This is a genomic window from Streptosporangium jomthongense (assembly GCF_042650425.1).
Classification (GTDB): Bacteria; Actinomycetota; Actinomycetes; order Streptosporangiales; family Streptosporangiaceae; genus Streptosporangium.
Genome location: NZ_JBHSBC010000012.1, coordinates 160,445 through 184,258, shown reverse-complemented (window position 1 = coordinate 184,258; position 23,814 = coordinate 160,445). Strand labels below are relative to the sequence as shown.

The 23,814-nt window shown below is 72.1% G+C and carries 24 protein-coding genes and 1 riboswitch; of the genes, 13 read left to right on the top strand and 11 right to left on the bottom strand.

Annotated elements, in window-relative coordinates:
• Window positions 1-7 precede the first annotated feature (7 nt).
• On the bottom strand, window positions 8-1,486 hold the full coding sequence (locus ACFOYY_RS12610) for an IclR family transcriptional regulator domain-containing protein (RefSeq protein ID WP_386189872.1): 1,479 nt from the start codon (window positions 1,484-1,486) through the stop codon (window positions 8-10).
• Between the two features lie 131 nt (window positions 1,487-1,617).
• On the opposite strand from ACFOYY_RS12610, the gene ACFOYY_RS12605 reads away from it, so the two are divergent.
• Together ACFOYY_RS12605 and ACFOYY_RS12600 are read left to right on the top strand one after the other, a co-directional pair.
• Window positions 1,618-2,367 (top strand): CoA transferase subunit A, encoded by a 750-nt coding sequence (locus ACFOYY_RS12605; RefSeq protein WP_352009208.1) that lies wholly within the window; start codon window positions 1,618-1,620, stop codon window positions 2,365-2,367.
• A gap of 16 nt (window positions 2,368-2,383) precedes the next feature.
• Entirely contained in the window at window positions 2,384-3,013 is a 630-nt protein-coding gene (locus ACFOYY_RS12600) for a CoA transferase subunit B (RefSeq protein ID WP_352009209.1), read from the top strand.
• Between the two features lie 33 nt (window positions 3,014-3,046).
• On the opposite strand, the gene ACFOYY_RS12595 is transcribed toward ACFOYY_RS12600, so the two are convergent.
• The 6 genes from ACFOYY_RS12595 to cobF all read right to left on the bottom strand — a co-directional run bounded on the left by ACFOYY_RS12595 (window position 3,047) and on the right by cobF (window position 8,055).
• A complete protein-coding gene (locus ACFOYY_RS12595) occupies window positions 3,047-4,501 on the bottom strand; it encodes an alpha/beta hydrolase family protein (RefSeq protein WP_386189871.1) in 1,455 nt (484 codons plus the stop codon).
• 420 nt (window positions 4,502-4,921) lie between these two features.
• Window positions 4,922-5,152, bottom strand: coding sequence for a hypothetical protein (locus ACFOYY_RS12590; RefSeq protein ID WP_352009211.1), 231 nt, complete (start codon window positions 5,150-5,152; stop codon window positions 4,922-4,924).
• A 225-nt stretch (window positions 5,153-5,377) separates the two neighbouring features.
• Window positions 5,378-5,752, bottom strand: a complete 375-nt coding sequence (gene crcB, locus ACFOYY_RS12585; protein WP_386189870.1) for a fluoride efflux transporter CrcB — start codon at window positions 5,750-5,752, stop codon at window positions 5,378-5,380.
• 49 nt (window positions 5,753-5,801) lie between these two features.
• Window positions 5,802-6,140 (bottom strand): DUF190 domain-containing protein, encoded by a 339-nt coding sequence (locus tag ACFOYY_RS12580; protein ID WP_386189869.1) that lies wholly within the window; start codon window positions 6,138-6,140, stop codon window positions 5,802-5,804.
• Window positions 6,141-6,142: 2 nt separating this feature from the next.
• Window positions 6,143-6,652, bottom strand: coding sequence for a fluoride efflux transporter CrcB (gene crcB, locus ACFOYY_RS12575; protein WP_352009214.1), 510 nt, complete (start codon window positions 6,650-6,652; stop codon window positions 6,143-6,145).
• Window positions 6,653-7,290: 638 nt separating this feature from the next.
• Window positions 7,291-8,055 carry a precorrin-6A synthase (deacetylating) gene (gene cobF / locus ACFOYY_RS12570; protein WP_386189868.1) on the bottom strand — a complete coding sequence of 255 codons (765 nt, stop codon included), beginning with the start codon at window positions 8,053-8,055 and terminating at the stop codon, window positions 7,291-7,293.
• Window positions 8,056-8,182: 127 nt separating this feature from the next.
• A riboswitch (cobalamin riboswitch) is annotated at window positions 8,183-8,280 on the top strand.
• Between the two features lie 64 nt (window positions 8,281-8,344).
• On the opposite strand from cobF, the gene ACFOYY_RS12565 reads away from it, so the two are divergent.
• A complete protein-coding gene (locus tag ACFOYY_RS12565) occupies window positions 8,345-9,130 on the top strand; it encodes a (2Fe-2S)-binding protein (RefSeq protein ID WP_362771747.1) in 786 nt (261 codons plus the stop codon).
• A gap of 7 nt (window positions 9,131-9,137) precedes the next feature.
• Here the strand turns inward: ACFOYY_RS12565 and ACFOYY_RS12560 are convergent, their stop codons facing one another.
• Entirely contained in the window at window positions 9,138-10,196 is a 1,059-nt protein-coding gene (locus ACFOYY_RS12560) for an enoyl-CoA hydratase/isomerase family protein (RefSeq protein WP_386189867.1), read from the bottom strand.
• A gap of 163 nt (window positions 10,197-10,359) precedes the next feature.
• Here ACFOYY_RS12560 and tsaD point away from each other — a divergent pair, with 163 nt between their 5' ends.
• Window positions 10,360-11,379, top strand: a complete 1,020-nt coding sequence (gene tsaD / locus ACFOYY_RS12555; RefSeq protein WP_386189866.1) for a tRNA (adenosine(37)-N6)-threonylcarbamoyltransferase complex transferase subunit TsaD — start codon at window positions 10,360-10,362, stop codon at window positions 11,377-11,379.
• A gap of 68 nt (window positions 11,380-11,447) precedes the next feature.
• On the opposite strand, the gene ACFOYY_RS12550 is transcribed toward tsaD, so the two are convergent.
• Together ACFOYY_RS12550 and arfB are read right to left on the bottom strand one after the other, a co-directional pair.
• Window positions 11,448-11,897 carry an NUDIX hydrolase gene (locus ACFOYY_RS12550; protein WP_352009219.1) on the bottom strand — a complete coding sequence of 150 codons (450 nt, stop codon included), beginning with the start codon at window positions 11,895-11,897 and terminating at the stop codon, window positions 11,448-11,450.
• A 31-nt stretch (window positions 11,898-11,928) separates the two neighbouring features.
• Window positions 11,929-12,351, bottom strand: a complete 423-nt coding sequence (gene arfB / locus ACFOYY_RS12545) for an alternative ribosome rescue aminoacyl-tRNA hydrolase ArfB (RefSeq protein ID WP_386189865.1) — start codon at window positions 12,349-12,351, stop codon at window positions 11,929-11,931.
• Between the two features lie 204 nt (window positions 12,352-12,555).
• Here arfB and ACFOYY_RS12540 point away from each other — a divergent pair, with 204 nt between their 5' ends.
• From ACFOYY_RS12540 to ACFOYY_RS12525, 4 genes are all read left to right on the top strand, one after another.
• Window positions 12,556-13,392 (top strand): hypothetical protein, encoded by an 837-nt coding sequence (locus ACFOYY_RS12540; protein WP_352009221.1) that lies wholly within the window; start codon window positions 12,556-12,558, stop codon window positions 13,390-13,392.
• A gap of 142 nt (window positions 13,393-13,534) precedes the next feature.
• A complete protein-coding gene (locus ACFOYY_RS12535) occupies window positions 13,535-15,103 on the top strand; it encodes an alkaline phosphatase D family protein (protein ID WP_386189864.1) in 1,569 nt (522 codons plus the stop codon).
• A 41-nt stretch (window positions 15,104-15,144) separates the two neighbouring features.
• Window positions 15,145-15,654 carry a hypothetical protein gene (locus tag ACFOYY_RS12530; protein WP_352009223.1) on the top strand — a complete coding sequence of 170 codons (510 nt, stop codon included), beginning with the start codon at window positions 15,145-15,147 and terminating at the stop codon, window positions 15,652-15,654.
• 93 nt (window positions 15,655-15,747) lie between these two features.
• Window positions 15,748-16,977, top strand: coding sequence for a cytochrome P450 (locus ACFOYY_RS12525; protein ID WP_386189863.1), 1,230 nt, complete (start codon window positions 15,748-15,750; stop codon window positions 16,975-16,977).
• A 19-nt stretch (window positions 16,978-16,996) separates the two neighbouring features.
• Here the strand turns inward: ACFOYY_RS12525 and ACFOYY_RS12520 are convergent, their stop codons facing one another.
• A complete protein-coding gene (locus ACFOYY_RS12520) occupies window positions 16,997-18,427 on the bottom strand; it encodes an MFS transporter (protein ID WP_362771761.1) in 1,431 nt (476 codons plus the stop codon).
• A 115-nt stretch (window positions 18,428-18,542) separates the two neighbouring features.
• On the opposite strand from ACFOYY_RS12520, the gene ACFOYY_RS12515 reads away from it, so the two are divergent.
• The 5 genes from ACFOYY_RS12515 to ACFOYY_RS12495 all read left to right on the top strand — a co-directional run bounded on the left by ACFOYY_RS12515 (window position 18,543) and on the right by ACFOYY_RS12495 (window position 23,751).
• The gene (locus ACFOYY_RS12515) at window positions 18,543-19,499 is read left to right on the top strand and encodes an STM4015 family protein (protein ID WP_352009226.1); all 957 of its coding nucleotides are present in this window, start codon (window positions 18,543-18,545) and stop codon (window positions 19,497-19,499) included.
• Window positions 19,500-19,582: 83 nt separating this feature from the next.
• Window positions 19,583-20,530 (top strand): STM4015 family protein, encoded by a 948-nt coding sequence (locus tag ACFOYY_RS12510; RefSeq protein ID WP_386189862.1) that lies wholly within the window; start codon window positions 19,583-19,585, stop codon window positions 20,528-20,530.
• Complete coding sequence (locus ACFOYY_RS12505; RefSeq protein ID WP_386189861.1) at window positions 20,527-21,630, top strand: STM4014 family protein; 1,104 nt, start codon at window positions 20,527-20,529, stop codon at window positions 21,628-21,630. Before ACFOYY_RS12510 ends, ACFOYY_RS12505 begins: the two co-directional genes overlap by 4 nt.
• 1 nt (window position 21,631) lies before the next feature.
• A complete protein-coding gene (locus ACFOYY_RS12500; protein WP_352009229.1) occupies window positions 21,632-22,435 on the top strand; it encodes an STM4013/SEN3800 family hydrolase in 804 nt (267 codons plus the stop codon).
• Window positions 22,432-23,751, top strand: coding sequence for an STM4012 family radical SAM protein (locus ACFOYY_RS12495; protein WP_362771769.1), 1,320 nt, complete (start codon window positions 22,432-22,434; stop codon window positions 23,749-23,751). Before ACFOYY_RS12500 ends, ACFOYY_RS12495 begins: the two co-directional genes overlap by 4 nt.
• Window positions 23,752-23,814: the final 63 nt, after the last annotated feature.

Genomic DNA, 23,814 nt, shown 5'->3' with positions numbered 1-23,814 from the left:
CCACCGGTCAGCGCTGCGGCGGAGTCACCCGGGCGCAGGCCAGGTCGGCCGACATCCTGGCCGCGGTCTCGACGAGCGCGGGCAGGACCTTCTCGACCAGGGCGGCAGGGGTGGCGCGGTCGACGTGGGTGGCGACGTTGACGGCGGCGACGACCCGGCCGTCCCGGCCGCGCACCGGGACGGCGATGGACCGCACCCCCTCCTCGAGCTCCTGGTCGACCACGGCGTAGCCGTCAACGGCCGCGCGCCGTACGGCGGACGCGAACTCGGCCGGGGAGGTGACCGTGTCCCGGGTCAGCGGGCGCAGGGCGATCGAGGCCAGCCGCTCCTGAGGCAGGTCCGCCAGGAGCACCCTGCCCATCGACGTGGCGTACGCGGGGAAGCGGGTGCCGACGACGATGTCCACCCGCATGATCTTCGTCGTGGGCACCCGGGCCACGTAGACGACGTCGTCGCCGTCGAGCACCGCGACCGATGTCGACTCGTGGATCCTGGCCGCCAGGTCCGCCAGGTGCGGCTGGACGATCTCGCCGAAGGAGAGTCCCGAGAGGTGGGCGTATCCGAGTTCCAGGACCCGGGGCAGCAGGACGGAGCGGGAGCCCTCGGTGCGGGCGTATCCCAGCCGCTCCAAGGTCTGCAACGCCCGTCCCACGGTGGCCCTCGGCAGAGCGGTCACCCTGGCGACGTCGGCGGGGGACAGCCCGCCGGGAACCGTGCCGAGCGCCACGAGCACGGCCAGGCCACGGGCGAGTGACTGCAGGTAGGCCGCCCCCAGCGCCTCCTTCGCCGGGCGCGAGACGTCCACGGCGGGGGGAGGCGGCACGGGACGGGCGGGCGGCGGGACGGCGGCCAGCGCGGCCTCCATCCGGGCGGCCGTCTCACGCAGCCTGGCCACCGCGTGGGCGCGCAGCCCGGCCATGGTGTGCCTGCTGGTGTGGCTGACCACGCTCAGCGCGCAGAGCGCCTGACCCGCGGCGTCCCTGACGGGGACCGCGACCGCGATCAGACCGGGTTCGACGAGCTGGTCGTCCTCGGCCCACGGCGTGCCCTGGTCGTCGAGGAGGGCCAGGCCCGCCGCGCAGCGGTCCGCGGGCAGCAGGTCCCCGACCCGGAAGGCGACCGAGACGGCGCGCCGCCGGGTGAACTGCCCGAAGAAACGCACCCCGTCCCCGTCGGGCACGGCCAGCGAGACCGACTCGTCCAGCTCGGCGGCGAGCCGTTCGGCGTGCGGGGCGAGGACCTCACGCAGGCCCGCGCAGACGAGGTAGGCCTCACCCAGCTCCATCAGGCGCGGGGCGAGCAGCACCTCGCGCTCCTCCGCCCTGAGGTAGCCCAGGTGGACGAGGGTCGCCAGGACACGGTCGACCGTCGACCTGGCCAGGCCGGTGGCGCGGACCAGGTCGGTCGCGCGTGTCCGCCGCCACGGCTCGGTGGTGAGCGCGCGCAGCACGCCCAGCCCCCGCTCCAGGGTTCCGGCCGGTTCCATTCGGTGTCCCTTCTCGGTCCCTTCTCGTCCGTCGCAGGCACTTTGACAGGAACTACTCCGGACCGCATACTCGACACAACAATAGTGAACTAAAGTTCACTCAACGAACATCTCGGGCGGGTGGAACACACGTGCGGAGAGACAAGGTGGTCGCCACGGCGGCGGACGCGCTGGCCGGGGTCGGCGACGGGGCGTCGTTCGCGGTCGGCGGCTTCGGCCTCAGCGGCATCCCGAACGTGCTGATCCAGGCCCTCTACGAGACCGGGGTGACCGGCGTCTCCGTGGTGTCGAACAACTGCGGGGTGGACGGCGGCGGCCTCGGCCTCCTGCTGGCCGCCCGGCGCATCGCCCGGGTGACCGCCTCCTACATCGGCGAGAACAAGGAGTTCGCCCGGCAGTACCTCGCCGGTGACATCGAGGTCGAACTGACCCCGCAGGGCAGCCTGGCCGAACGGCTGCGCGCGGGCGGCAGCGGCATCCCGGCCTTCTACACCCCGGCGGGCGTCGGCACCCCGGTCGCGGACGGCGGCCTGCCGCTGCGCCACGCCCCCGACGGCTCGGTCGCCGTCGCCTCGCCGCCCAAGGAGGTCCGCGAGTTCGACGGCAGGTCATACGTGCTCGAACGCGGCATCACCACCGACTTCGCGCTGGTCAGGGCGGCGAAGGGGGACAGGCACGGCAACCTGGTCTTCAGCAAGGCCGCCAGGAACTTCAACCCGCTGGCCGCGATGGCCGGGCGTGTCACCGTCGCCGAGGTCGAGGAGCTGACCGAGCTCGACCCCGACGAGGTCCACCTGCCGGGCGTGTTCGTCCAGCGCGTGCTGGTGCTCACCCCCGAGCAGGCGGCGGACAAGGCCATCGAGAAGCGGACCACGTCATGACCTTCGAGGAGTCCCGATGAGCTGGAGCCGTGACGAGATGGTCGCGCGGGCGGCGGCCGAACTGCGCGACGGCGACCACGTCAACCTCGGCATCGGCCTGCCCACCCGCATCCCCTCCTTCCTGCCGCCGGACGTCGAGGTCGTCCTGCACTCGGAGAACGGCATCCTGGGCGTCGGCCCCTACCCCGCCGAGGACGAGGTGGACCCGGACCTGATCAACGCGGGCAAGGAGACGGTCACCGTACGGCCGGGCGCGTCGTTCTTCGACTCCGCGCTGTCGTTCGGCATGATCCGCGGCGGCCACATCGACGTGGCGGTGCTGGGGGCGATGCAGGTCTCCGAAGGCGGCGACCTGGCCAACTGGATGGTCCCCGGCAGGCTGGTCAAGGGCATGGGCGGGGCGATGGACCTGGTTCACGGCGTCCGCAAGGTCATCGTGATCACGGACCACACCGCCAAGGACGGTTCCCCGAAGCTCGTACGGCGGTGCTCGCTGCCGCTCACCGGCAGGGCGTGCGTCAACCGGGTCATCACCGACCTCGGCGTCCTCGACGTCACCCCCGAAGGACTGAGGCTCGTCGAGACCGCCCCCGGCGTGAGCGTCGAAGAACTGCGAAGCCGTACGGACGCGGACGTCCTGATCTGACCGTCCGGAGGACGAGGTGTGTTCCGGCGCCGGTCAGCGGCCGTCACCCGGGCGGTGGACGCTGAGGTCGCCGTAGGCCGACAGGTCGCGGGCCAGGTCACCGGGTTCGTGCCGCAGGGTGGCGTCCAGGAAGGCGAGGGTGGCCGCGGCGACGACGCGCGGGCTCTCGGCACGGCCCAGGGAACCGACGATCGACGGCACAGGCGGCAGGTACAGGGGACCGTCCATGAAGGTGAGGTGCGCGGCGCCGGGAACGGTGAGCCGGTAGTTCGTCGCGGTGCCGGACTTGAGGGCCTCGGTGAGGCGGGGGATGTAACGCGGGTCGGTTCCCGGGGTCACGGCCTGGGTCAGCGCGAGCGCCGGCTGGTTGAGGGCGGGGGAGGCGGGGCCGTGGGGGTAGCCGTCCAGGTCGATGACGGCGTCGAACCGGCTGTCCTGCCGGGCGGCCTGCAGGGCGGCGGCACCACCCATGGAGTGGCCGGTGACCGCGACCCGGCCGGTGTCCAGGCGTCCGGCCAGCGGGTCGGTGATCTCGCCTCGATCCAGTCGCTCCAGCTGTGTGAGGACGAAGCCGAGGTCGGAGGCCCGGACGGCCGTCCAGCCGACCGCCAGCCTGTCGTCCTTGTCCCGGTCTCCGGTGGAGGCGGTCCTGGCGTGAATCGTCCGGCCGTCGGCGAGGACGACGGCGGCGGAGTCGTACGGGTGGTCGAGGGTGGCGACCACGTAGCCGTGGCTGGCCAGTTCCTCGGCCCAGGCGGTGTTCTGGGTGCGCACCCCGCCCGACCCGGGAGAGAACAGCACGACCGGGAACCGTTCGCTCCCCCCGGCCACCGGGGCGTCGAAGATCGAACGGGAGCGGGCACGCGGGACGCCGTCGATCAGGAAGCCGGGCAGGCCGACCTGGCGGGCGAGGGTGCCGGAGACGACACGTGCCTCCTGCTCGGTGCGTCCGAGGTACTGGGCCCGCCGCGCGCCCGCGGGGCTCCTCCGCGCGGGATACCAGAGCTGGACCACGACCGTGCGCCGGTCGTCCGGATCGGCGGTGAAGCTCTCGGGCCGGTGCGGGTCGGTCCACTGCGCCACCCGGGTGCCGACCGCGAAACGGCCTGACGGCTCGGGGAACACGGGAACCGGGAAGGCCCAGGCGGCCACCGGACCCCCGGCGATCAGGCAGGCGCAGACCGCCGACCCCGGCAACGCCAGCCACCACCGGGCCCGCCACGCCGACCGGCCGGTACGGCGTCCCAGCAGGGGAGCGAGGGCGAACGGAAACGCCACGGCGGCGCCCGCCAGCACCGGCAACATCTGCCAGCGGAGCCCCGTCACACCCAGCGCGATCGCGGACAGCACGAAGACCGTCCCCGCCGTGATCGTGACGTACGGGCGGGCGGGCGAGGCAAGCCAGCGCGCCACCACCAGCGCGAGGGCGCCCAGCAGGGAAAGAAGTTCCAGCGGGGACATGTACAGCCCCGCGATGATCTCGGTCACCCGGCCATTCTCAGAGCAGGGCACACGGCGCCACATCGACCCCAAGGCTCCATAACGTGCGACCGGAGTCGCACCCGGCGCCTCGCCCGTGCGACCACGGTCTCAAGCACCGGACGAACGGCCGCCCAGCCGGCATCGCACCACCGCCAACCGGTTGGTCACACACCGCTGACGGAGAAGGCGGCGATCGATGCCCTACCGGCCCTCAGCGTGAGGAGTGTCGGCTTGGGCGCCGTCGGTGCTTGGACTGAGGAACGCAGGAGCGCAGCGACGCAGTGACGAGGGAAAGCGCCGACTCGGAGGCGCCCAAGCCCGCGACGCCGTCAGGCGGAGCAAGGAGACACAGTGACGAGGGAAAGCGCCGACCCGGAGGCGCCCAAGCCCCGCGACGCCGTCAGGCGGAGCAAAGAGACACCGCCGTCATCCCGCGCCGGGTCCGGCCGCGCGGGTCCTTGAGCGCCGGTGGCCGCGTTGCAGGAGGGAGGCGAGACCGAGTGGGGAGAGGACACGGTTCACATGCCGGTGAGGACCTGTGGAGACGGGCCGCTGCGGACGCCTGGCCCGGCTGCCCCTGGTCGCCGACAGGACGACCACGACCAGCAGGACCGAGATGAAGGCTCCCGCGAGTACCGCGACGAGCACCGCGAACATATGAACTACCCCAAAAGTCGGAACCTTGCGTATACGCCGCGTCATATCCGCAGCTCACAGAGGTAACGGTGAGAAAAAGGGTCGTTCTTCCTCAATCAAGGAAGAAGGCCTCTTTCTTTACCCGCGGCCGGACCGCGCGGGGCGGACGCGTGGCACGGCAGAGGCGTCTCCGCCGGGGGATCCGTCCGTGGAGGCCGGTTTGAGGGGCGACGAGAGGCCCCGGCGTCAGGCGAAGAGGACCCGGGCGAGGGTCATGCCGACGAAAACGGCGCCGAGACCCGCGACCACCGAGGCGACGACGTTGACCACCGCGTAGAAACGCGCGCCGTTCTCGGCCAGCTGCAACGTCTCGTAGGAGAACGTCGAGTAGGTGGTCAGCGCCCCGCAGAACCCGGTCCCCACCAGCAACTGGATCTCCGTGCCCACCGCGCCGGACAGCGCGGCCCCGGCCAGCAGGCCGAGGACGATGGAGCCGGACACGTTGACGGTGAAGGTCCCCCACGGGAAGACCGTGTCGTGCCGGGCCTGGACCGTCCGGTCGGTCAGATAACGCAGCGGCGCGCCGACGGCGGCGCCGGCCAGCACCAGCAGCCAGTTCACCGTGCCCCCCTCCGCACCGTGTCTCCCACCGTGTCTCCCACCGTGCCTCTCACCGTTCTGCTCGCCCGCCGCGATGGTGGACGATCTCGACCTGGTCGAGCACGGCCACGCCCTCGATGAGCAGGTCGTCGAGCTGGGGCAGGAAGGCGCGGACGGCCTCCTCGGTGTCGATGATCACCACGGCGACCGGCAGGTCGTCGGCCATCGACAGCAGCCGGGTGGTGTGCACGACCTGTGTGGCGCCGAAGCCCTCAAGGCCGTGGAAGACCGACGCCCCGGCCAGCCCGGCGGCGTGGGCGCGGTGCACGATCTCGGTGTACATCGGACGGTGGTGCCAGGTGTCGGTGTCGTCGAGGAAGACGGTCAGTCTCAGCCCTCGCCCAGACATGATCATCGTGTTCTCCCTGCCTTCCGTCTCACCGCCGCCAGGATCAGGCGGGTGATCCACGCTCCGGCCGTGACCGAGGCCATGGCGGCCACGACCGTGACGGCCATGTAGGTCAGCGCCGGGCCGGGCCGTCCGGCTGCGACCAGGCGTTCGATGTCCACGCAGTAGGTGGAGAAGGTGGTGAACCCGCCGAGCACGCCGGTCGCGAAGAACGGCCGCACCCAGACGGGGGCGGTCCAGGCCTCGGTCAGCGTCACGAGGAAGACGCCGATCACCAGGCAGCCGAGGGCGTTGACGCCCAGCGTGGTCCACGGGAAGGCCGCAGGCGGGGTCGGCCACAGCAGAGACGCCCCGTAACGGGCCGCCGCGCCGATCGAGCCTCCGGCGGCGACCGCGGCGAGCACGCGCAGCTGCGAGCGGCGTGCCTGGCGGCGGCGCCGTACGTCGGCGAGATCGACGTCTGGGTCGACGGGCTCGGTCACCGTTGCGGGCCCCACCTCATCCGGGCGCATGATCCTCCCCACACGTGGCGTGCGCCCCGGGTTCCAGGGCGCGAGCTGTCACGAGCAGGGACCGTTGGCGGCGCGCGTGCCGCGGTTCGGGTACGGCGGGCCCCACCGCCGCGAGACGCCCCGGGCGGGCTCGGCGAGCCTGCGCGAGGGTTCCCCCACAGCCTAGCCCGCCCCGGATCGCCCCTTGGCCGCCCCCCGCCCCGAACCGGGGTGTCTCCGGTCGGCGGCGGTCGGCCCGCCGTACCCGGGCCCGGTCCTGCCTCTCGTCCGGGAGGCGAACGCTCCTCGGGGCCGGTATGCCAGGGCCCCGGCCGCATCGTGGTCTCCCGTAGCGTCGAGACCACGATGCGGCGGACGCCGCGCCCGGGGCCCACGTCCGGGCGGCGGCGAGCTTCAGGTAACTTAGGTAAGCCTAAGCTCAGTTTTTGGATTTCGGCGCGCCCTGTCAAGGTGGCGGCCTGTGACCTGGTTCATACCACTGGCCCGTTTGCCTGGCCGCCCAGGGCCTGCTCGCCCCGACCCGGCTGCCCGTGGGCGTGCTGACCGGCGTCATGGGCGGCTGCTCCCTCATCTGGCTGCCGGCCCACGAGTGGCGCGCGGGCCGTACGGGCACGGGGCGGGCGGCAGGGAGCTGAGCCTCACGCCGGGGGCAGGCGCCTGAGCAGGTAGGTGTCCATGATCCAGCCCTTGCGCTCCCGGGCCTGCGCGCGCAGGTCGCGGATGCGCCCCGCCACCTCGGTCACCGGCCCGGAGACCAGGATCTCGTCCGGGGTGCCCAGGTAGGCGCCCCAGTAGATGTGGAACTCCTCCGCCCGGTCCCCCAGGTCGGCGAAGGCGCAGTGCGCGTCGAGCATGACGAGGACGTCGTCGGCCGTCGGCCCCTCCTGTGCCAGGCGGCGGCCGGTGGTGATGTGCACCGGGCGGCCGACCCGGTTCAGGTTGGTACGGTGCCGGGCGGTCAGCGCGGAGACGCTGGTGATGCCCGGGACGACCTCGTGGTCGAAGACGACCGTCCCCCGCCCGGCGACCTCCTCGATCCCGGCGAGCGTGCTGTCGTAGAGGCCGGGGTCGCCCCAGACGAGGATCGCCCCGGTCTCGTCCTCGCCGAGTTCGTCGCGGACGAACGCCTCGTACAGGTCGGCGCGCCGCGAACGCCACGTCTCGACGGCCGAGGCGTAGGCGGGGGTGGTCCTGTCCCGCTCCGGGTCCTGGGCCTGCACCACCCGGTACGGCCGCCGCCCGTGCGCCTCGATCATGTCCCGGCGCAGATCGGACAGGTCGTGTTTGACCTCTCCCTTGTCCACCAGCAGGAAGGCGTCGGCCCGGCCGATGGCCTTGACCGCCTGGAGGGTGAGATGGTCGGGGTCGCCCGCGCCGATGCCGATGATGAGGATTCGCTTCACGGGGAAGAGTCTGCCCTCCCCGCCGTGGGCGGGTCCCGCCGGGCCGGTCCGCCGGAGGTCGGCACCCGGAGCACAGAGAAGTCTCCATCCCCTGTGAGATGATGCCGCCGCGGGCGACGGCGGTCAGAGGAAGCCGGTGCGAGTCCGGCGCGGTCCCGCCACCGTGACCGGCGAGCCGGTCGTGGGCGGATGGCTCACGACGAGTCTCGCCGGGAGCCGGAGACTCACGCGGTCGCCTCCTCAGGCCAGGCCGGGGCGGACCTCCCCGGGAGAGGATCGGTGATTCGTCATGTCCCCCGTCCGGCGCGCCCCCGTGATCGCGCCCGCCGCCCCGGAGGCCGTCTCTGCGGCGATGGCCGAGGTGTCCTCGGTCGGCGGCTACTTCGAGCTCGACGAGGGCGAGGCGGAGCCGGGCTGGCGGCCGCTCACCGACCTGCTCACCGACCGAGCCCTGCTGGAACGGCGCGTCGCCGAGGTCGCCGTGCGCCTGGGCACCGACCAGCCGCGGGTGGCGGCCTCCATCCAGTTCCAGGGGCTCGCGGCCCGCCTGTGGTCGCCGGTCGTCGGGGCCGTGGCCGCCCACGACCTCCTCCTCGACCTGGCCCCCGCCCGGCTGCACTGGTACCCGGCCCCCGCCGGGCCGCTGCCGCTGCGCGCCGTACGGCCCGCGGGGCGGCGTGTGCCCGGCCCCGTCGAGGCGGCCGGGCCGATGTACCGCGGCGTGGTGACCGGGCTGCTCGAACCGCTGGCGCTGGCCGTACGGGAGGTCGTCGGGATCGCGCCGGGCCTGCTGTGGGGCAACGCCGCCTCGGCCCTGGCGGGAGCCGTGTGCGTCCTCGCGGGCCGGCGCCCCGACCTGGCCACGAGGGCCGTCGCGCTCGGCCGGGAGCTGCTGGGGACGGGGCTGCTGCGCGACACCGGTGAGCTGGATGAACCCGTCCCCGGGCGGCCGGTCTTCACCCGGCGCAGCTGCTGCCTGTACTACCGGCTGCCCGGCGGCGGCAAGTGCGGCGACTGTGTCCTGCTCGCCGGCCGCGCGAGAAGCCGGACGGGAGACCGGGAGGGACGCGCCTGAACGGCCGTCACCCCGGCCCCGCGGACAGCCCGAGCTCGTGTTCGCCCAGGGGTGCGAAGAAGCGGTCCACGTCCCGCTCGCTCACCTCTTCGAGACGGGCGGGGGACCAGCGGGGGGAGCGGTCCTTGTCGATCACCTGGGCGCGGATGCCCTCGACCAGGTCGGGCGCGGACGGCATCGCGCAGGCGACGCGGTACTCCTGGTCGAGCGCCTCCTCAAGGGAGCCGAGCCCCCGGGCCAGGCGCAGGGCGCGCAGGGTGACCTTCAGCGCGGTCGGCGACCTGGCCGAGACCAGTTCCGCCGCCCGCTTCGCCTCCTCGGCGCCGTCGCCGAGCAGCCGCTCCACGATCTCCTCGACCGTTTCGGCGGAGTAGCAGGCGTCGATCCATCCGCGTTCGCCGGTCAGCTTCCCGGGCGGCACCGGGCGGGCGAAGGCGGCGACGACCCCCGCCACGTCCCCCGAGGCCAGTTCGGCGGTGAGGGCGCCGAGATCCGCCGAGGGGACGAAGTGGTCGGCGAGCCCGCAGGCGACGGCGTCGCCCGCCCCGATCGCCGCCGAGGTCAGCGCCATGTGGGTGCCGAGCTCGCCGGGCGCCCGCGACAGCAGGTAGGTGCCTCCCACGTCGGTCAGGAAGCCGATCGTGGTCTCCGGCATGGCCAGGGCGGTGCGTTCGGTGACGATCCGCACACCGCCGTGCGCGGAGACGCCCACCCCGCCGCCCATGACGATGCCGTCCATCAGGGCCACGTACGGCTTGCCGTACCGGGCGATGAGGGCGTTGAGGCGGTACTCGTCCCGCCAGAACGCCGGTGAGGCCCCGCCCCCGGTCCTGACGTCCTCGTGGATGGCGCGGATGTCGCCCCCGGCGCACAGGCCGCGCTCGCCCGTCCCCCTGATGAGCACGGCGGAGACGGAGTCGTCGCAGGCCCAGGCCCGCAGGGCGGTGTCGATCCGGCGGATCATGCCGTGGTTCAGGGCGTTCAGGGCGCGGGGCCGGTTGAGGATGATCTGCCCGAGGCGTCCGGTGACCAGGGTCACGACCTCGGCGTCCGGCTGGAGGTTCATCAGGCGGCCCCCACGAGCCCGCGGGTGACGACGACGCGCATGATCTCGTTCGCTCCTCAATGTAGTCGGACGTCCTACTAAATCCAGAGCGTACGGCGTTCGCCCGAAAGAGTCTTGATGCCTATCATTCGTAGTTGCGAATTACTTGCAACAAGGGGGTGGCATGGCGGTCGTCCTGGGGATCGAGACCTCGTGCGACGAGACCGGCGTCGGCATCGTCTCCGGCGGTCGGCTTCTCGGCGCCGCGCTGTCCTCCTCGATGGAGGAACACGCGCGCTTCGGCGGGGTGGTGCCGGAGATCGCCGCCCGCGCCCACCTGGAGTCGCTCGTCCCCTGCGTGCGGGCCGCCTTCGAGCGGGCCGGGGTCGGTCCTTCCGAGATCGACGCGGTCGCGGTCACCTCGGGGCCCGGCCTGGCCACCGCGCTGCAGACCGGGATCGCCGCCGCCAAGGCCTACGCGCTGGCCTGGGACCTCCCCCTGTACGGCGTGCACCACCTGGCCGGGCACGTGGCCGCCGACACCCTGGAGCACGGCCCGCTGCCGCCGCGCTCGGTCGCGCTGATCGTCTCCGGAGGGCACACCTCGCTGCTCCTGCTCGGGGACCTGGCCCGTGACCCGGTCGTCCACCTCGGCGACACCCGTGACGACGCCGCGGGCGAGGCGTTCGACAAGGTCGCCAGGCTCCTCGGGCTCGCCTACCCCGGCGGTCCCGCCGTCGCCGAGGCCGCCCACGACGGCGACCCCGGGGCGGTCGCCTTCCCCCGGGCGATGCTCGGCGACGGCCACGACTTCTCCTTCTCCGGGCTCAAGAGCGCCGTCGCCAGGCATGTGGCGCGGGCGGGCGACTCCCTCGCCGTGCCCGACGTCGCGGCCTCCTTCCAGGAGGCGGTGGCCGACGTGCTGACCCGCAAGGCTGTCGAGGCCTGCCTGGGCGCCGGAGTGGACACCCTCGTGATCGTCGGCGGGGTCGCCGCGAACCGGAGACTGCGCGAACTCGCCGCCGAGCGCTGCCGCGCGGCGGGCCTCACGCTGCGGATCCCGCCCCCGGGGCTGTGCACCGACAACGGCGCGATGATCGCCGCAGTCGGGGACCTGCTGGTCGCCGCGGGAGCACCGCCCTCCTCACGGCACCTGGCGGCCGACCCCTCGGCCCCGCTGAGCCGGGCCCGCACACGAGACTGACGTGTCGGAGGCCGCTCCGGCGCGGGAGGAGCGGGCGGGAGAAGGCCGGCGGAGCGATCGCCGCGCCCTCAGCGGGCTTTGATCTGAGTGGAGAGGCAGGCGATCTCGGCGGCGAGGTAGGCGCCGAGCTCCGGCGGGACGATGTTGACGGCCGTGATCTCCGCGGGGTCGAGCGGCAGCCGTACGACCTCGTAGACGCCCCTGGCGGGGTCGGAGAACTCGGGGCCGCAGCGCAGGGCGGGGTCCATCGAGACCAGGCGGCAGCCGTACACGTGCTGGATCTTGACGCCGTCGTCGCGCACGCACTCAAGGGTGGTCAGCGGGGTGACGTCGGAGACGACCGCGCCCAGCTCCTCAAGCACCTCGCGGTGGAGGGTGTGCTCAAGGGAGGCGTCCTGCGGCTCGACGTGGCCGCCGGGGATCGACCAGTAGAGGTCCTGTCCGGGGACCGTGCGCCGGAACAGCACGAGCCGGTCGTCGTCGAGGATCACCGCGCGGACGCTGGGGACGAGGGGCATCGGCCCATTCTGCCATCGGCCGTTCAGGCGCTCAGAAGTCGCCCCGGCGTAGCCGCTTGAGGTCGGAGCGGTGCTTCTTGGCGGTGATCCGCCGCTCGACGGAGCCCCTGCTCGGCTTGGTCGGACGGCGCCGCTTCGGTGGAGGGGCCACGGCCTCCCGCAGCAGCCGGGCCAGCCGGTCGCGCGCCGCCTCGCGGTTGCGCAGCTGGGAACGGAACTCCGAGGCGACGACGGTGATGACGCCGCCGACCAGCCGGGGACCGAGACGTTCGAGCGCGCGTTCCCTGAGCGGCGGCGGCAGAGCCTCGGTCGCGGCCAGGTCGAAGCTCAGCTCGACCCGGCTGTCGGTGGTGTTGACCCCCTGCCCGCCCGGCCCCGAGGAGCGGGAGAATCGCCAGCGGAGCTCGGCCTCGGGGACGCAGAGCGAGCCGCTGATCTCAAGCGGATCGGACATGGGAGGACTGCTCCTTCGGAATCTCATGGGCTGTGATCCCAGGATATCCACGGCGTGAACTCCCTGATCAAGCGATTTATCCCCCTGTCTGGACGGGAAGGGCCGGGTGATCCGGTCTTGTGGGGCGGTGCGCCTTCCGCCACAGTGACTCCGGGGAAACCCAGGGGGCCGCACCGTGAAGATCCGTACGAGAGGCGGGGGCGCGTGGACAAGATCGTCGGCGTGCATGGGATAGGCAAGTACCACTACTACCGCGACGCGGGTAACTCGGCCGAGGGCGCGGCCGGGGCCGTACGTGAGAAATGGAACCGCTACCTGCACAAGGGGCTGACCGGCGGTGTGCCGTACGCCCAGGAGCGCTACGTCACCGACATCGCCTACTACGCGCACCTGCTGGGCGAGCGGCCCCAGGAACCGTCCGCGCGCGCGGTCCGCGCCATGGACACCCCCTCCCAGGAGGTCTTCGTCGCCTGGGCGAAGCAGTTCGCCACGGTGGGGGAGGGGCTGACCGGCGCGCTGCACGCGATGACCGGCTGGCTGCTGGACCGCCTGCAGGCCAACGCGGCCGACGTCGCGGGACTCTTCTGCCCCGAGGTCGCCGCCTACATGACGGCCGGAGGCCAGGCCAGGGAGAAGGCGCGCGCGGCGGTGGCGCAGACGATCAGGCGCAACCAGCCGAAGGTGGTCATCGCCCACTCGCTCGGCAGCGTGGTGGCCTACGAGACGCTGTGGTCCAACCCCGACCTGAAGGTCGACCTGCTGCTCACCCTCGGCAGCCCGCTCGGCATGCAGAACGTCATCTTCGAACGCCTGCTGCCCGCCCCGATCAACGGCCAGGGCAGGAAGCCGCCGTCGGTCAGGCGCTGGGTCAACGTCGCCGACAAGGACGACATCGTGGCGATCCCCGCCGAACTGCGCAGAAACTTCACCGGCGTCGACCAGGAGACGCTGGTGAACCTCGACTGGATCGACTTCCACAGCGTGCGCAACTACCTGGGGTGCGGAGCGCTCAACGAACACCTCAAGCCTTACCTCCAGTGACCCGTCCCTTCACCGGACCGTCGCCCGGGGGTAGACGGGTGTTCAATGACGGTGGGTAAGGCCCTTGCCTGTGCAACGGTTGTTCATCCCGCCGTGGACCGCAGGCCACGGCGGGGAAAGACGGGCGGGTTGCACTGGTCGCGTGGAGCAGACACCGTCACGCAGGGTGTTCCTTTCCGTCGCCGCCACGGGTGTGGGCGGCCTGTTGCTCACCGGGGCGGGGCTGACGCCGACCGGGAACCGGACGACCTCGCGAACCCTCCGCCGCGACCCGTTCACCCTGGGGATCGCCTCGGGTGACCCGTCGCCGGACGGGGTCGTGCTGTGGACCAGGCTCGCCCCCGACCCGCTCGGCCCGCAGGGGCTGGGCGGGATGCCCGCCAGGGACGTCGAGGTCGAGTGGCAGGTGGCCGCCGACGAGAACTTCACCAGGGTGCTGCGCAACGGCGTGGAGACCGCCCGGCGGGAACGGGCGCACAGCGTCCACGTCGAGCTGGACGGGCTCGAACCCGGCCGGGAGTACTTCTACCGCTTCCGCGCGGAGGGACACCTCTCGCCCGCGGGCCGTACCCGGACCGCCCCGGCGGCCGAGGCGGCGCCGTCCCCGCTGACACTGGCCGTGGCCGCCTGCGCCCACTACGAGCACGGCTACTACACGGCCTACCGCAGGTTGGCCGAGCAGGAGCCCGATCTGGTCGTCCACCTGGGCGACTACATGTACGAGTACGCCCCCCAGGGCTACACCGCGATGGGCGGCGCCGTACGTGAGCACACCGCGGGCAAGTGCGCCACGCTGGCCGACTACCGGATGCGGCACGCGCAGTACAAGAGCGACGCCGACCTGCGGGCCGCGCACGCGGTCGCGCCGTGGCTGGTCGCCTTCGACGACCACGAGGTCGAGAACAACTGGGCCGGGAAGGTCTCCAGCACCGGGGACCCGGAGTTCACCCGCCGCAGGGCCAACGCGTTCCAGGCCTACTACGAGAACATGCCGCTGCGCGGGACGAGTGTGCCCGACGGCGGTTCGATCCGGATCCACCGGCGGGTCGACTGGGGGCCGCTGGCCCGCTTCCACCTACTCGACACCCGGCAGTTCCGCGACGACCAGGCGTGCCAGGACGGGCTCAGGGCCGGATGCGACGACCGGCTCGCGACCCGGCGCACCCTGCTCGGGGAGGACCAGCGGCGCTGGCTGCTGGACGGGCTCGCCTCCTCCCGGGCGCGCTGGAACCTGGTCGCCCAGCAGATCCTGATGGCCCAGCGCGACTACCGGGCCGGGCCGGGCATCGAGGTCAACATGGACTCCTGGGACGGCTACGCCGCCGAGCGCACCCGCCTGCTGACCGGCTTCCGCGACTCGGGCGCCGCCAACCCGGTCGTGCTGACCGGTGACATGCACATGCACCACGCGGCCGACCTCATGCTCGACTTCGACGATCCCGACTCGCCCAAGGTCGGGGTCGAACTGGTCACCTCCTCGATCGCCAGCGACGGGGACGGCTACCGGGACAAGGCCAGGGTGGCCGAGACGATCGCGGAGAACCCGCACATCTCCTATCTCGACCAGCGGCGCGGCTACATCGTCTGCCGGATCACCCAGGAGGAGCTGCAGGCGGACTTCCGCACGCTGGACTACATCAGCCGCCGCGGTGCCCCGGCCAAGACGGGTGCCCGGTTCACCGTCCCCGCCGGACATTCCACCCTGCTGTAAAAACGTGGGGAATTCCTGAAAGTTGTTAGATGATGCGGCATATGAGTGATCTTCTCCCCAGGAGGCTCGCCGCCGCGGCCCTCGCCGCCGCGCTCGGCGGTGCCCTTCTCGTCCAGCCCTCGACCGCGGCGGCGGCCGAGGCCCGGCCTACCGCGGCCTCGGCCCCCTTCCGGTACGAGGTCTTCTTCCCCAAGTACACCTACCGGGGCGGAAACCTCACCTACACCGTCAAGGTGCGCAACAAGCGGGTCAAGGGCCAGCACTACGTGGCGCTCGTCGGTGACTTCTCCACGCACTTCCGCACGGTCAGGGTGATCTCGAAGCCGCGCAGTGTGAAGTGCTCCGTCAAGCGGCGGTCCGTACTGTGCCTGGTCTCCTCCCTCGACAAGGGCGACGCGACGACCATCAAGCTCAGGGGATGGGTCGGCTCACGCAGGGGCACCGCCGTGGCGCGGTTCGGCGCGGCCGTGACCGACAACCCGAACGTCTCCGCCAAGCGGCTCGCCAAGGAGATCCGCAGCCACCTCAGCGCGAAGTCGAAGGTCCTGTGACCCCCTGACAGCCGACCGGAGGTCCGTCACCGGCGGATCTCCGGCGCCCGGCGCGCCGGGCGAGGCGGGTCACGGGCGTGCCAGGATTGGGTCATGGACATCGATCTGGCCGATCTGGGGTTCTGGCGCCGCCCGATCAAGGAGCGCAACGAGGCGTTCGCACGGCTGCGAGAGCTGGACCGGCCGGTGTTCTTCCCGGAACGGCGAGTGCCGCTGCTGCGCTCGGGCAAGGGCTTCTACGCCCTGGTACGGCACGCGGACGTGGTCGAGGCCAGCCGCAACGCCAAGGTCTTCTCCAGCGAGCCTGCGGTGACCAACCCCGAGCCGCCCGGCTGGGTCAAGCACGTGTTCGGCGAGTCCATGGTGAACATGGACGACCCCCGGCACGCCCGTCTGCGCCGCATCGTCTCGCGGGCGTTCAGCCCCAAGATGCTCGCCGGGCTGCAGGACGGCATCGACAGGGCGTGCGCCGGGATCGTCGACGACGTGATCTCCGAGGGCCCCGGCGACTTCGTCCGCCAGGTCGCCGCCCGGCTGCCCATCCACGTCATCTGCGACATGATGGGCATCCCCGACGAGATGCGGGAGCGGGTCCACCGGCACGTCGACGTCTCGACCGCCTACACCGGGGTACGGCCCAGCCTGCCCCAGACGCTCAGGATGGCCGGGCAGAACATGCTGGCGCTGCTCGCCCTGCAGCGCATGGTGATCCAGCTGGGTAGGCGGCGCGCCACGACGCCCGAGGGCGACCTGGTCTCCGCCCTGGTCACCGCCAACGTGGACGGGGAACGGCTCACCGACCGCGAGCTGGGCTCGTTCTTCGCGCTGCTGCTGGTCGCGGGCAACGAGACGGCCCGCAACACCATGGCGCACGGCGTCAAGCTGCTCACCGACAACCCCGAGCAGCGCCGCCTGCTGACCGAGGACTTCGACGCCCACATCGGCGGGGCGATCGAGGAGATGGTCCGTTACGTCTCGCCCATCATGCAGTTCCGCCGCACCGTCACCCAGGACCACGACCTGCGCGGCCTGCACCTGAAGGCCGGGGACAAGGTCGTGCTGTTCTACGGCTCGGCCAACCGCGACGAGGAGGTCTTCCCCGACCCCGACCGCTTCGACATCACCCGCGAGACCAAGGGCCACGTCGGCTTCGGCGGCCCGGGGCCGCACTTCTGCCTGGGCGCCAACCTGGCCCGTCAGGAGATCAGGACCATGTTCCGCGAGCTGTTCACCCGCCTGCCGGGCGTCCGCTCCGTCGGCGAGCCCGAACTCCTCCCCTCCAACTTCGACAACAGCGTCCGCAGCCAGGCCTTCACCTTCTGAGGGCACCTTCTGGGGACTCTCACCTGTCGCCGAGCTGGGGGGCCTCGACCGGGCAGCTGGGGTGGGGGGTCGAGGCGGCCAGGACGTTGCGCCTGATGGTGAGGAAGGTGGTCACGGCCGCGGCGGCCATCATCGCCGCGGCGACCAGCATCGTGGTGCGGAATCCGGCGGTGAAGACCGCGGGGGAGTGGAAGGCCTCACCGGTCAGTCCGGCCAGCGGCGGGATCGCGGCCACCGCCAGCAGCCCTCCGGTCCTGGCCACGGCGTTGTTGACGCCGCTGGCCACGCCCGCGTAGCGCTCGTCCGCGGTGGCCAGCACCGTGGCGGTGAGCGGCGCGACCGCCGCGGACAGGCCCAGGCCGAACAGGGAGACGGGCAGCAGCACTCCCGTCGCGTACGGCGTGCCCTCGCCGATCCGGGACATCAGCACCAGGGCGACGGCACAGACCAGGATGCCCGCCGACATCGGGATCCTCGGGCCGATCCGTTTGGCCAGCTCACCCGCCCCGGCCGACAGCAGCAGCATCAGCAGAGTGATCGGGATCATCGCCGACCCGGCGAGCACGGGGGAGAAGCCCGAGGAGACCTGCAACTGGACGACCAGGAGGAAGAACACCACACCCATCGCGGCGTACATGATCAGCGTGACCACGTTCACCGCGGTGAACTCCTTCGAGGAGAAGAGGCCGACCGGGACGAGCGCGGCGGGCGAGCGCCTGATCTCCAGCCAGACGAACACCACGCCGAGCACCGCGCCCGCGACCAGCGGGACCACCTGAAGGCCGATCAGCCCGTAGGTGATCCCGGCCAGGGAGAACGCGGCCAGCGCGGCGCCCGCGACGTCGAAGCGGCCGGTCGCCTCGGTGTCCCTGCTCTCCGGCACGTGCCGTACGGCGACCGCGATCACCAGCGCGGCCAGCGGCAGGTTGAGCAGGAACACCCAGCGCCACCCGGCCGTCTCGACCAGCCAGCCGCCCAGCAGCGGCCCGACGGCCGCGGCGACCCCGCCGAGCCCCGACCAGGCCCCGATGGCCCTGGGCCGGTCCTCACGGTCGAAGGAGGCCTGGATGATGGCCAGCGAGCCCGGGGTGAGCAACGCTCCGCCTGCCCCCTGCAGGGCGCGGGCGGCGATCAGCGTCTCGATGTTCGGCGCGAGACCGCACAGGGCGGAGGCGGCGGCGAACCAGACGACGCCGGCCAGGAAGATCCTGCGCCTGCCGTACCGGTCACCGAGTGAGCCGCCCAGCAGGATCAGCCCCGCGAGGGTCAGCGTGTAGGCGTTGACCGTCCACTGCAGCCCCGCCATGTCGGCCTTGAGAGCGGAGCCGAGCGCGGGCAGCGCCACGTTGACGACCGTGCCGTCCAGCATGGCCATTCCCGAGCCGAGCACGGTGGTGAGCAGAACCCAGCGGCCCGTGGCCGAACCGAACCGGATATGGCCGTTGTCCATACCCTCCATGATGACCCACCGCCTGTTTTGTCAGGATTTATCTGACGAGGCATGAAATGTCGGCAAGCTCTGGTAGGAAATGGTCTGCCATATTTCGCCGGACGGGAGCCCTGGAATGGACCACGCCGAGTTCAACGACGCCGTCACCGCGCTCCGGGAGGGCGTTTACGCCGGTCTGCCCATCGTGCAGGCGCCCGGGAGCGACGACGGGGACGTGCAGGGACTGCCCGCCCCGCAGGCGGCGGCCTGGCGGATAGGCCTTGACTGGGACGAGGGCGACCTCGAACTCGACTTCCGGCACTTCGTCGACGTCGTCGACACGACCAGGGTCTCCGCGCTCATCGTCGGCAGCTGGGGGGAGTCCTACGAGGACGACTCCTCAAAGATCGTCGGTCTGCTGACGGAGCACGCGGACCGCTTCCCCGCCCTCCGTTCCCTGTTCCTCGGGGCCATGTCGTACGAGGAGTGCGAGATCTCCTGGATCCAGCAGAGTGACGTCACCCCGCTGCTGGCGGCCTTCCCGCTGCTGGAGCGCCTGGAGGTGCGCGGCGGCGAGGGGCTGCTGTTCCCGCCGGTCAGGCACGAGAACCTCAGGGTGCTCAGGTTCGAGAGCGGAGGGCTTCCCGCGTCCGTGGTCCGCGGGGTCGGGGACAGTGACCTGCCCGCGCTCGAATACCTGGAGCTCTGGCTCGGCGTGAGCAACTACGGCGGCGACGCGACCGTGGCGGACCTCGGGGCGATCCTGGGCGGCGAGCGGCTGCCCGCCCTGCGCCACCTGGGCCTGCAGGACAGTGAGATCCAGGACGAGATCGCGGCGGCGGTGGCCTCCGCGCCGATCGTGGCCCGCCTGGAGACGCTGTCCCTGTCGATGGGCTCCCTCGGCGACGACGGGGCGGAGGCGCTGCTGTCCGGCCAGCCGCTGACCCACCTGAGGCGCCTGGACCTGCACCACCATCACCTCACCGACCCCATGGTCGCCAAGGTCGGGGCCGCCCTGGCGGGCGTCGAGGTCGACCTCTCGGGTCAGCTGATGCCGGACGAGACATGGCGCTACGTGGCGGTCACCGAGTGACCCCGCTGTCCAGATGGACATGAAGTGTCGGCGATCTCTGGTAGGAAGTGGTCTGCCGTATTTCGCCTGACAGGAGCTCTGCAATGGACTACGCCGACGACTCGCTCGGGAACGGCGCCTACGCCGGTCTGCCCATCGTGCACGTGCCCGAGGGCGAGGAGCCACGGGAGCTGCCCGCCCCGGAGGCGGCGGCCTGGCGGATCGGGGTGGACCGGAACGGAGGCGGCAAGAGTTTCGAGGAACTCTTCCTGAGCTTCGTCGGCACGGTCGACACGACGAAGGTCACCACGCTCATCATCGGCGACTGGGGGAACGCCTACGAGAGAGACTCCAGTGAGGTGGTGCGGCTGCTGACCGAGCACGCCGAGCGCCTGCCCGCCCTGCGCATGCTGTACCTCGGCGAGATCTCCCGGGAGGAGGCCGAGATCTCCTGGATCCAGCAGAGCGACGTCACCCCGCTGCTGACGGCCTTCCCGCTGCTGGAGCGGCTTGAGGTGCGCGGCGGCTCCGGGCTGGAGCTGAGCCCGGTCAGGCACGAGCACCTCAGGGACCTCACCGTCGAGTCGGGCGGCCTGCCCGCGAGAGTGGTCCGCGGGGTCGCCGAGAGCACCTTCCCCGCCCTGGAGCACCTGGAGCTCTGGCTCGGCGTGGACGAGTACGGCGGGGACGCGACCCTGGCCGACATGGCGGGCATCCTGAGCGGCGAACGCCTGCCCGCCCTGCGCCACCTGGGCCTGCAGAACAGTGAGATCCAGGACGAGATCGCGGCGGCGGTGGCCTCCGCGCCGGTCGTGGCCCGCCTTGAGTCGCTGGCGCTGTCGATGGGCTCCCTCGGGGACGAGGGCGCCGAGGCGTTGCTGTCCGGCCAGCCGCTGACCCACCTGAAGCACCTCGACCTGTGCCACCACTACCTCACCGACCCCATGGTCGCCAGGGTCGAGGAGGCCTTCGCGGGCTCCGGCGTCGAGGTCGACCTGTCGGAGCAGGAGGAGCCCGAGGACGAGTGGCGCTACGTGGCGGTCTCCGAGTGACCTCGCTGACGGTCGTCGGCACTCCGGGGGAGCGCCGGGTCACCCTGTTCGCGCGCGCCTGCGCCGCCCACGGCCTGCCCGAGCCCCGGGTCACGCCGTGGACTCAGGTGCTCGGGAGCGATCGTGCGATCCGGTTCGAACCGGGCACCCTCGTGCGGATCGAGTCCCCCGGCGAGGACGCCGCCGCCGACGCGCTGCTGCGCGGCCCCGGGGAGCCGTCCAGGGTGGGCGGCGGGGCCGCCTGGTACGCCGCCCTCACCGCCGGGATCGAACGTGTCCGCCAGGCCGTGGCGGACGCCCCGGGCGCCGGGTTGCTCGCCGACCCCGGTGAGATCGCGGTGATGTTCGACAAGCGGCTCTGCCACGCGAGGCTGTCGGCGGCCGGGGTTCCCGTACCGCCCGCGCTGGCGGGACCCGTCGGCGGCTACGCCGAACTGCGCGAACGGATGACCGAGGCCGGATGGAACCGGGTGTTCGTCAAACCCGCCCACGGCTCCTCGGCCTCCGGCGTCGTCGCCCTGCAGACCGCCCCGGGCCGGATCAGGGCGGTCACGTCGGCCGAACTGACCGGCGGCGCGCTGTACAACTCGCTGCGGGTGCGCTCCTACGACGACGAGCGCGACGTGGCGGCGATCGTCGGCCTGCTGGCCCCGGACGGCCTGCACGTCGAGAGGTGGTTCCCCAAGGCAACGCTCGGCGGAAGGGCGATCGACCTGCGGGTGGTCACGGTCGACGGCACGCCGACCCACGCGGTGGTGCGCGCCAGCCGTACGCCCATGACGAACCTGCACCTCGGCGGGGAGCGCGGTGATCTCGGCGCGGTGCGGGCCGGGCTGGGGCCCGAGGGCTGGTCGCGGCTCGTCGACGTCTGCGCGCGGGCGGCGGCGTGCTTCCCCGGCAGCCTGTCCACCGGGGTGGACGTCATGGTCGGCACCGGCTGGAGCGACGTCGCGGTGGCCGAGGTCAACGCCTTCGGCGACCTGCTGCCCGGGCTCACCGGCCTGCCCGGCACCGGAGCAGAGGGGCTGGACACCTACCGGGCCCAGGTCGCGGCCATCTTGCGCCGTCACGTCCCCGCGGGGGTCGGCGCCGGTGCGTGACATGAACGAGATCGTGGGCGGCCACGACCTGCTGCTGGTGACGCTCGACACGCTCAGATACGACGTGGCGCGGCAGGCGCTGGCAGCGGGACGGCTGCCGAACCTGGCGCGGGCCCTGCCCGGCGGCCGGTGGGAACGGCGTCACAGTCCGGGAAGCTTCACCTACGCCGCGCACGCCGCGATCCTCGCCGGGTTCCTGCCGACCCCGGCGGCTCCCGGACCGCATCCCCGGCTGTTCGCCGCGACGTTCCCCGGCAGTGAGACGACGGCGACGGGCACCTGGACGTTCGACGCCCCCGACCTGCCCACCGGGCTGGCCGCGGCGGGTTACCACACGATCTGTGTCGGAGGAGTCGGCTTCTTCAACAAGCTGACCCCGCTCGGCTCCACGCTGCCCGGCCTGTTCGCCGAGAGCCACTGGGAGCCGGAGTTCGGGGTGACCTCGCCGACCTCGTTCGAGGCGCAGATCGCGTGCGCGGAGCGGGCGGTCGCCCGGGTGGACGGGCCGGTGTTCCTGTTCGTCAACGTCTCCGCGCTGCACCAGCCGAACTGGTACCACCTGCCCGGAGCCACCCGCGAGCACGGCGACGACCCGCGCAGTCACGCCGCCGCGCTTGAATACGTCGACCGGCACATCGGCGGGCTCTTCGCGCTGATGAGCGCCAGGCGCCCGGCCTTCGCGATCGTCTGCTCCGACCACGGCACCGCCTATGGGGAGGACGGTCACATCGGGCACAGGATCGGCCACGAGGTCGTCTGGACCGTGCCCTACGGGGAGTTCGTCCTGGAGAGGGGACAGTGGTGACGGCCGGACAGCCGGGCCTTGAGGCGGGCCCCTATCAGGGGTACGTCTACGCCTATCCGCACAAGACGGCCTACCGGCCGCTGGACCCCCGGCCCACGCTGCGCCAGGTGTGGGCGCGGGAACCGAAGGGGAGCCTCTTCCTCTACCTGCACATCCCGTTCTGTGAGATGCGCTGCGGGTTCTGCAACCTGTTCACCAGGACCGGCGCCCCCGAGGAACTCGTCACCGCCTACCTCGACGCGCTGGAACGCCAGGCACGGGCCGTACGGGACGCCCTGGACGGGCCGGAGTTCGTGCTCGCGGCCGTCGGGGGCGGCACGCCGACCTACCTGAGCGCGGCCGAGCTGACCCGGCTGTTCGACCTCACCGAGCGGATCACGGGCGCCGACCTGCGAGCCGTGCCGCTTTCCGTGGAGACCTCGCCCGCGACGGCCACGGCCGACCGGCTCGCCGTCCTGGCCGAGCGGGGCACCACCCGGATCTCCATCGGGGTGCAGAGCTTCCTCGACGCCGAGGCCCGCGCGGCGGTCAGGCCGCAGCGGCGGGCGGAGGTCGAGGCGGCGCTCGGCCGGATCAGGGACACCGGCTTCAAGGCGCTCAACATCGACCTGATCTACGGGATCGACGGGCAGACCGAGGAGACCTGGCGCCACTCGCTGGACGCGGCGCTGGCCTGGCGGCCCGAGGAGATCTACCTGTATCCGCTGTACGTCCGCCCGCTGACCGGCCTCGGCCGCCGCGCGCGCGACTGGGACGACCACCGGCTCGGCCTCTACCGTCAGGGCCGCGACCACCTGCTCGCCGCCGGGTACGAACAGGTGTCGATGCGGATGTTCCAGCTGCCCGGCTCCGGCGGCCTGACCGAGTACAGCTGCCAGAGCGACGGCATGGTCGGCCTCGGCTGCGGGGCCCGTTCCTACACCGAGGGCCTGCACTACTCCCACGAGTACGCGGTGGCCGCCCGGCAGGTGCGCGGGATCATCGACGACTACGTACGGCTGCCCGCGGAGGAGTTCGCCTTCGCCAACGTCGGCTTCCACCTGGACGAGGCGGAACGGCGCCGCCGTCACCTCCTGCAGTCGCTGCCGCGGACGGAGGGGCTGGACCTGGACGCCTACCGGGGACGCTTCGGCACCGAGGCGACGGCGGACTTCTCCGGCGAGCTGGAGGTCCTGGCGGGCAGGGGCTGGCTCGGAGATCCCGAAGGGCGCCGGCTGCGGCTGACCCCAGAGGGGCTGGCCCATTCCGACGCGATCGGCCCGTGGCTGTTCTCCGCGCCGGTGCGTGCGCTGATGTCCGAGTACGAGCAGCGATGACGATTTTTCATGAAAAATCCGCTTATGGCGGGGTCGTCCAGGCCGGGGACCCCGAACAGGACC

Bases quoted from the DNA above. Each gene is read 5' to 3' on its own strand.
- ACFOYY_RS12610 (WP_386189872.1), bottom strand. From the start codon at position 1,486: ATGGAACCGGCCGGAACCCTGGAGCGGGGGCTGGGCGTGCTGCGCGCG.
- ACFOYY_RS12600 (WP_352009209.1), top strand. From the start codon at position 2,384: ATGAGCTGGAGCCGTGACGAGATGGTCGCGCGGGCGGCGGCCGAACTG.
- ACFOYY_RS12590 (WP_352009211.1), bottom strand. From the start codon at position 5,152: ATGTTCGCGGTGCTCGTCGCGGTACTCGCGGGAGCCTTCATCTCGGTC.
- ACFOYY_RS12580 (WP_386189869.1), bottom strand. From the start codon at position 6,140: ATGTCTGGGCGAGGGCTGAGACTGACCGTCTTCCTCGACGACACCGAC.
- crcB (WP_352009214.1), bottom strand. From the start codon at position 6,652: ATGCGCCCGGATGAGGTGGGGCCCGCAACGGTGACCGAGCCCGTCGAC.
- ACFOYY_RS12565 (WP_362771747.1), top strand. From the start codon at position 8,345: ATGTCCCCCGTCCGGCGCGCCCCCGTGATCGCGCCCGCCGCCCCGGAG.
- ACFOYY_RS12560 (WP_386189867.1), bottom strand. From the start codon at position 10,196: ATGAACCTCCAGCCGGACGCCGAGGTCGTGACCCTGGTCACCGGACGC.
- tsaD (WP_386189866.1), top strand. From the start codon at position 10,360: ATGGCGGTCGTCCTGGGGATCGAGACCTCGTGCGACGAGACCGGCGTC.
- ACFOYY_RS12550 (WP_352009219.1), bottom strand. From the start codon at position 11,897: ATGCCCCTCGTCCCCAGCGTCCGCGCGGTGATCCTCGACGACGACCGG.
- arfB (WP_386189865.1), bottom strand. From the start codon at position 12,351: ATGTCCGATCCGCTTGAGATCAGCGGCTCGCTCTGCGTCCCCGAGGCC.
- ACFOYY_RS12530 (WP_352009223.1), top strand. From the start codon at position 15,145: ATGAGTGATCTTCTCCCCAGGAGGCTCGCCGCCGCGGCCCTCGCCGCC.
- ACFOYY_RS12525 (WP_386189863.1), top strand. From the start codon at position 15,748: ATGGACATCGATCTGGCCGATCTGGGGTTCTGGCGCCGCCCGATCAAG.
- ACFOYY_RS12520 (WP_362771761.1), bottom strand. From the start codon at position 18,427: ATGGACAACGGCCATATCCGGTTCGGTTCGGCCACGGGCCGCTGGGTT.
- ACFOYY_RS12515 (WP_352009226.1), top strand. From the start codon at position 18,543: ATGGACCACGCCGAGTTCAACGACGCCGTCACCGCGCTCCGGGAGGGC.
- ACFOYY_RS12510 (WP_386189862.1), top strand. From the start codon at position 19,583: ATGGACTACGCCGACGACTCGCTCGGGAACGGCGCCTACGCCGGTCTG.
- ACFOYY_RS12500 (WP_352009229.1), top strand. From the start codon at position 21,632: ATGAACGAGATCGTGGGCGGCCACGACCTGCTGCTGGTGACGCTCGAC.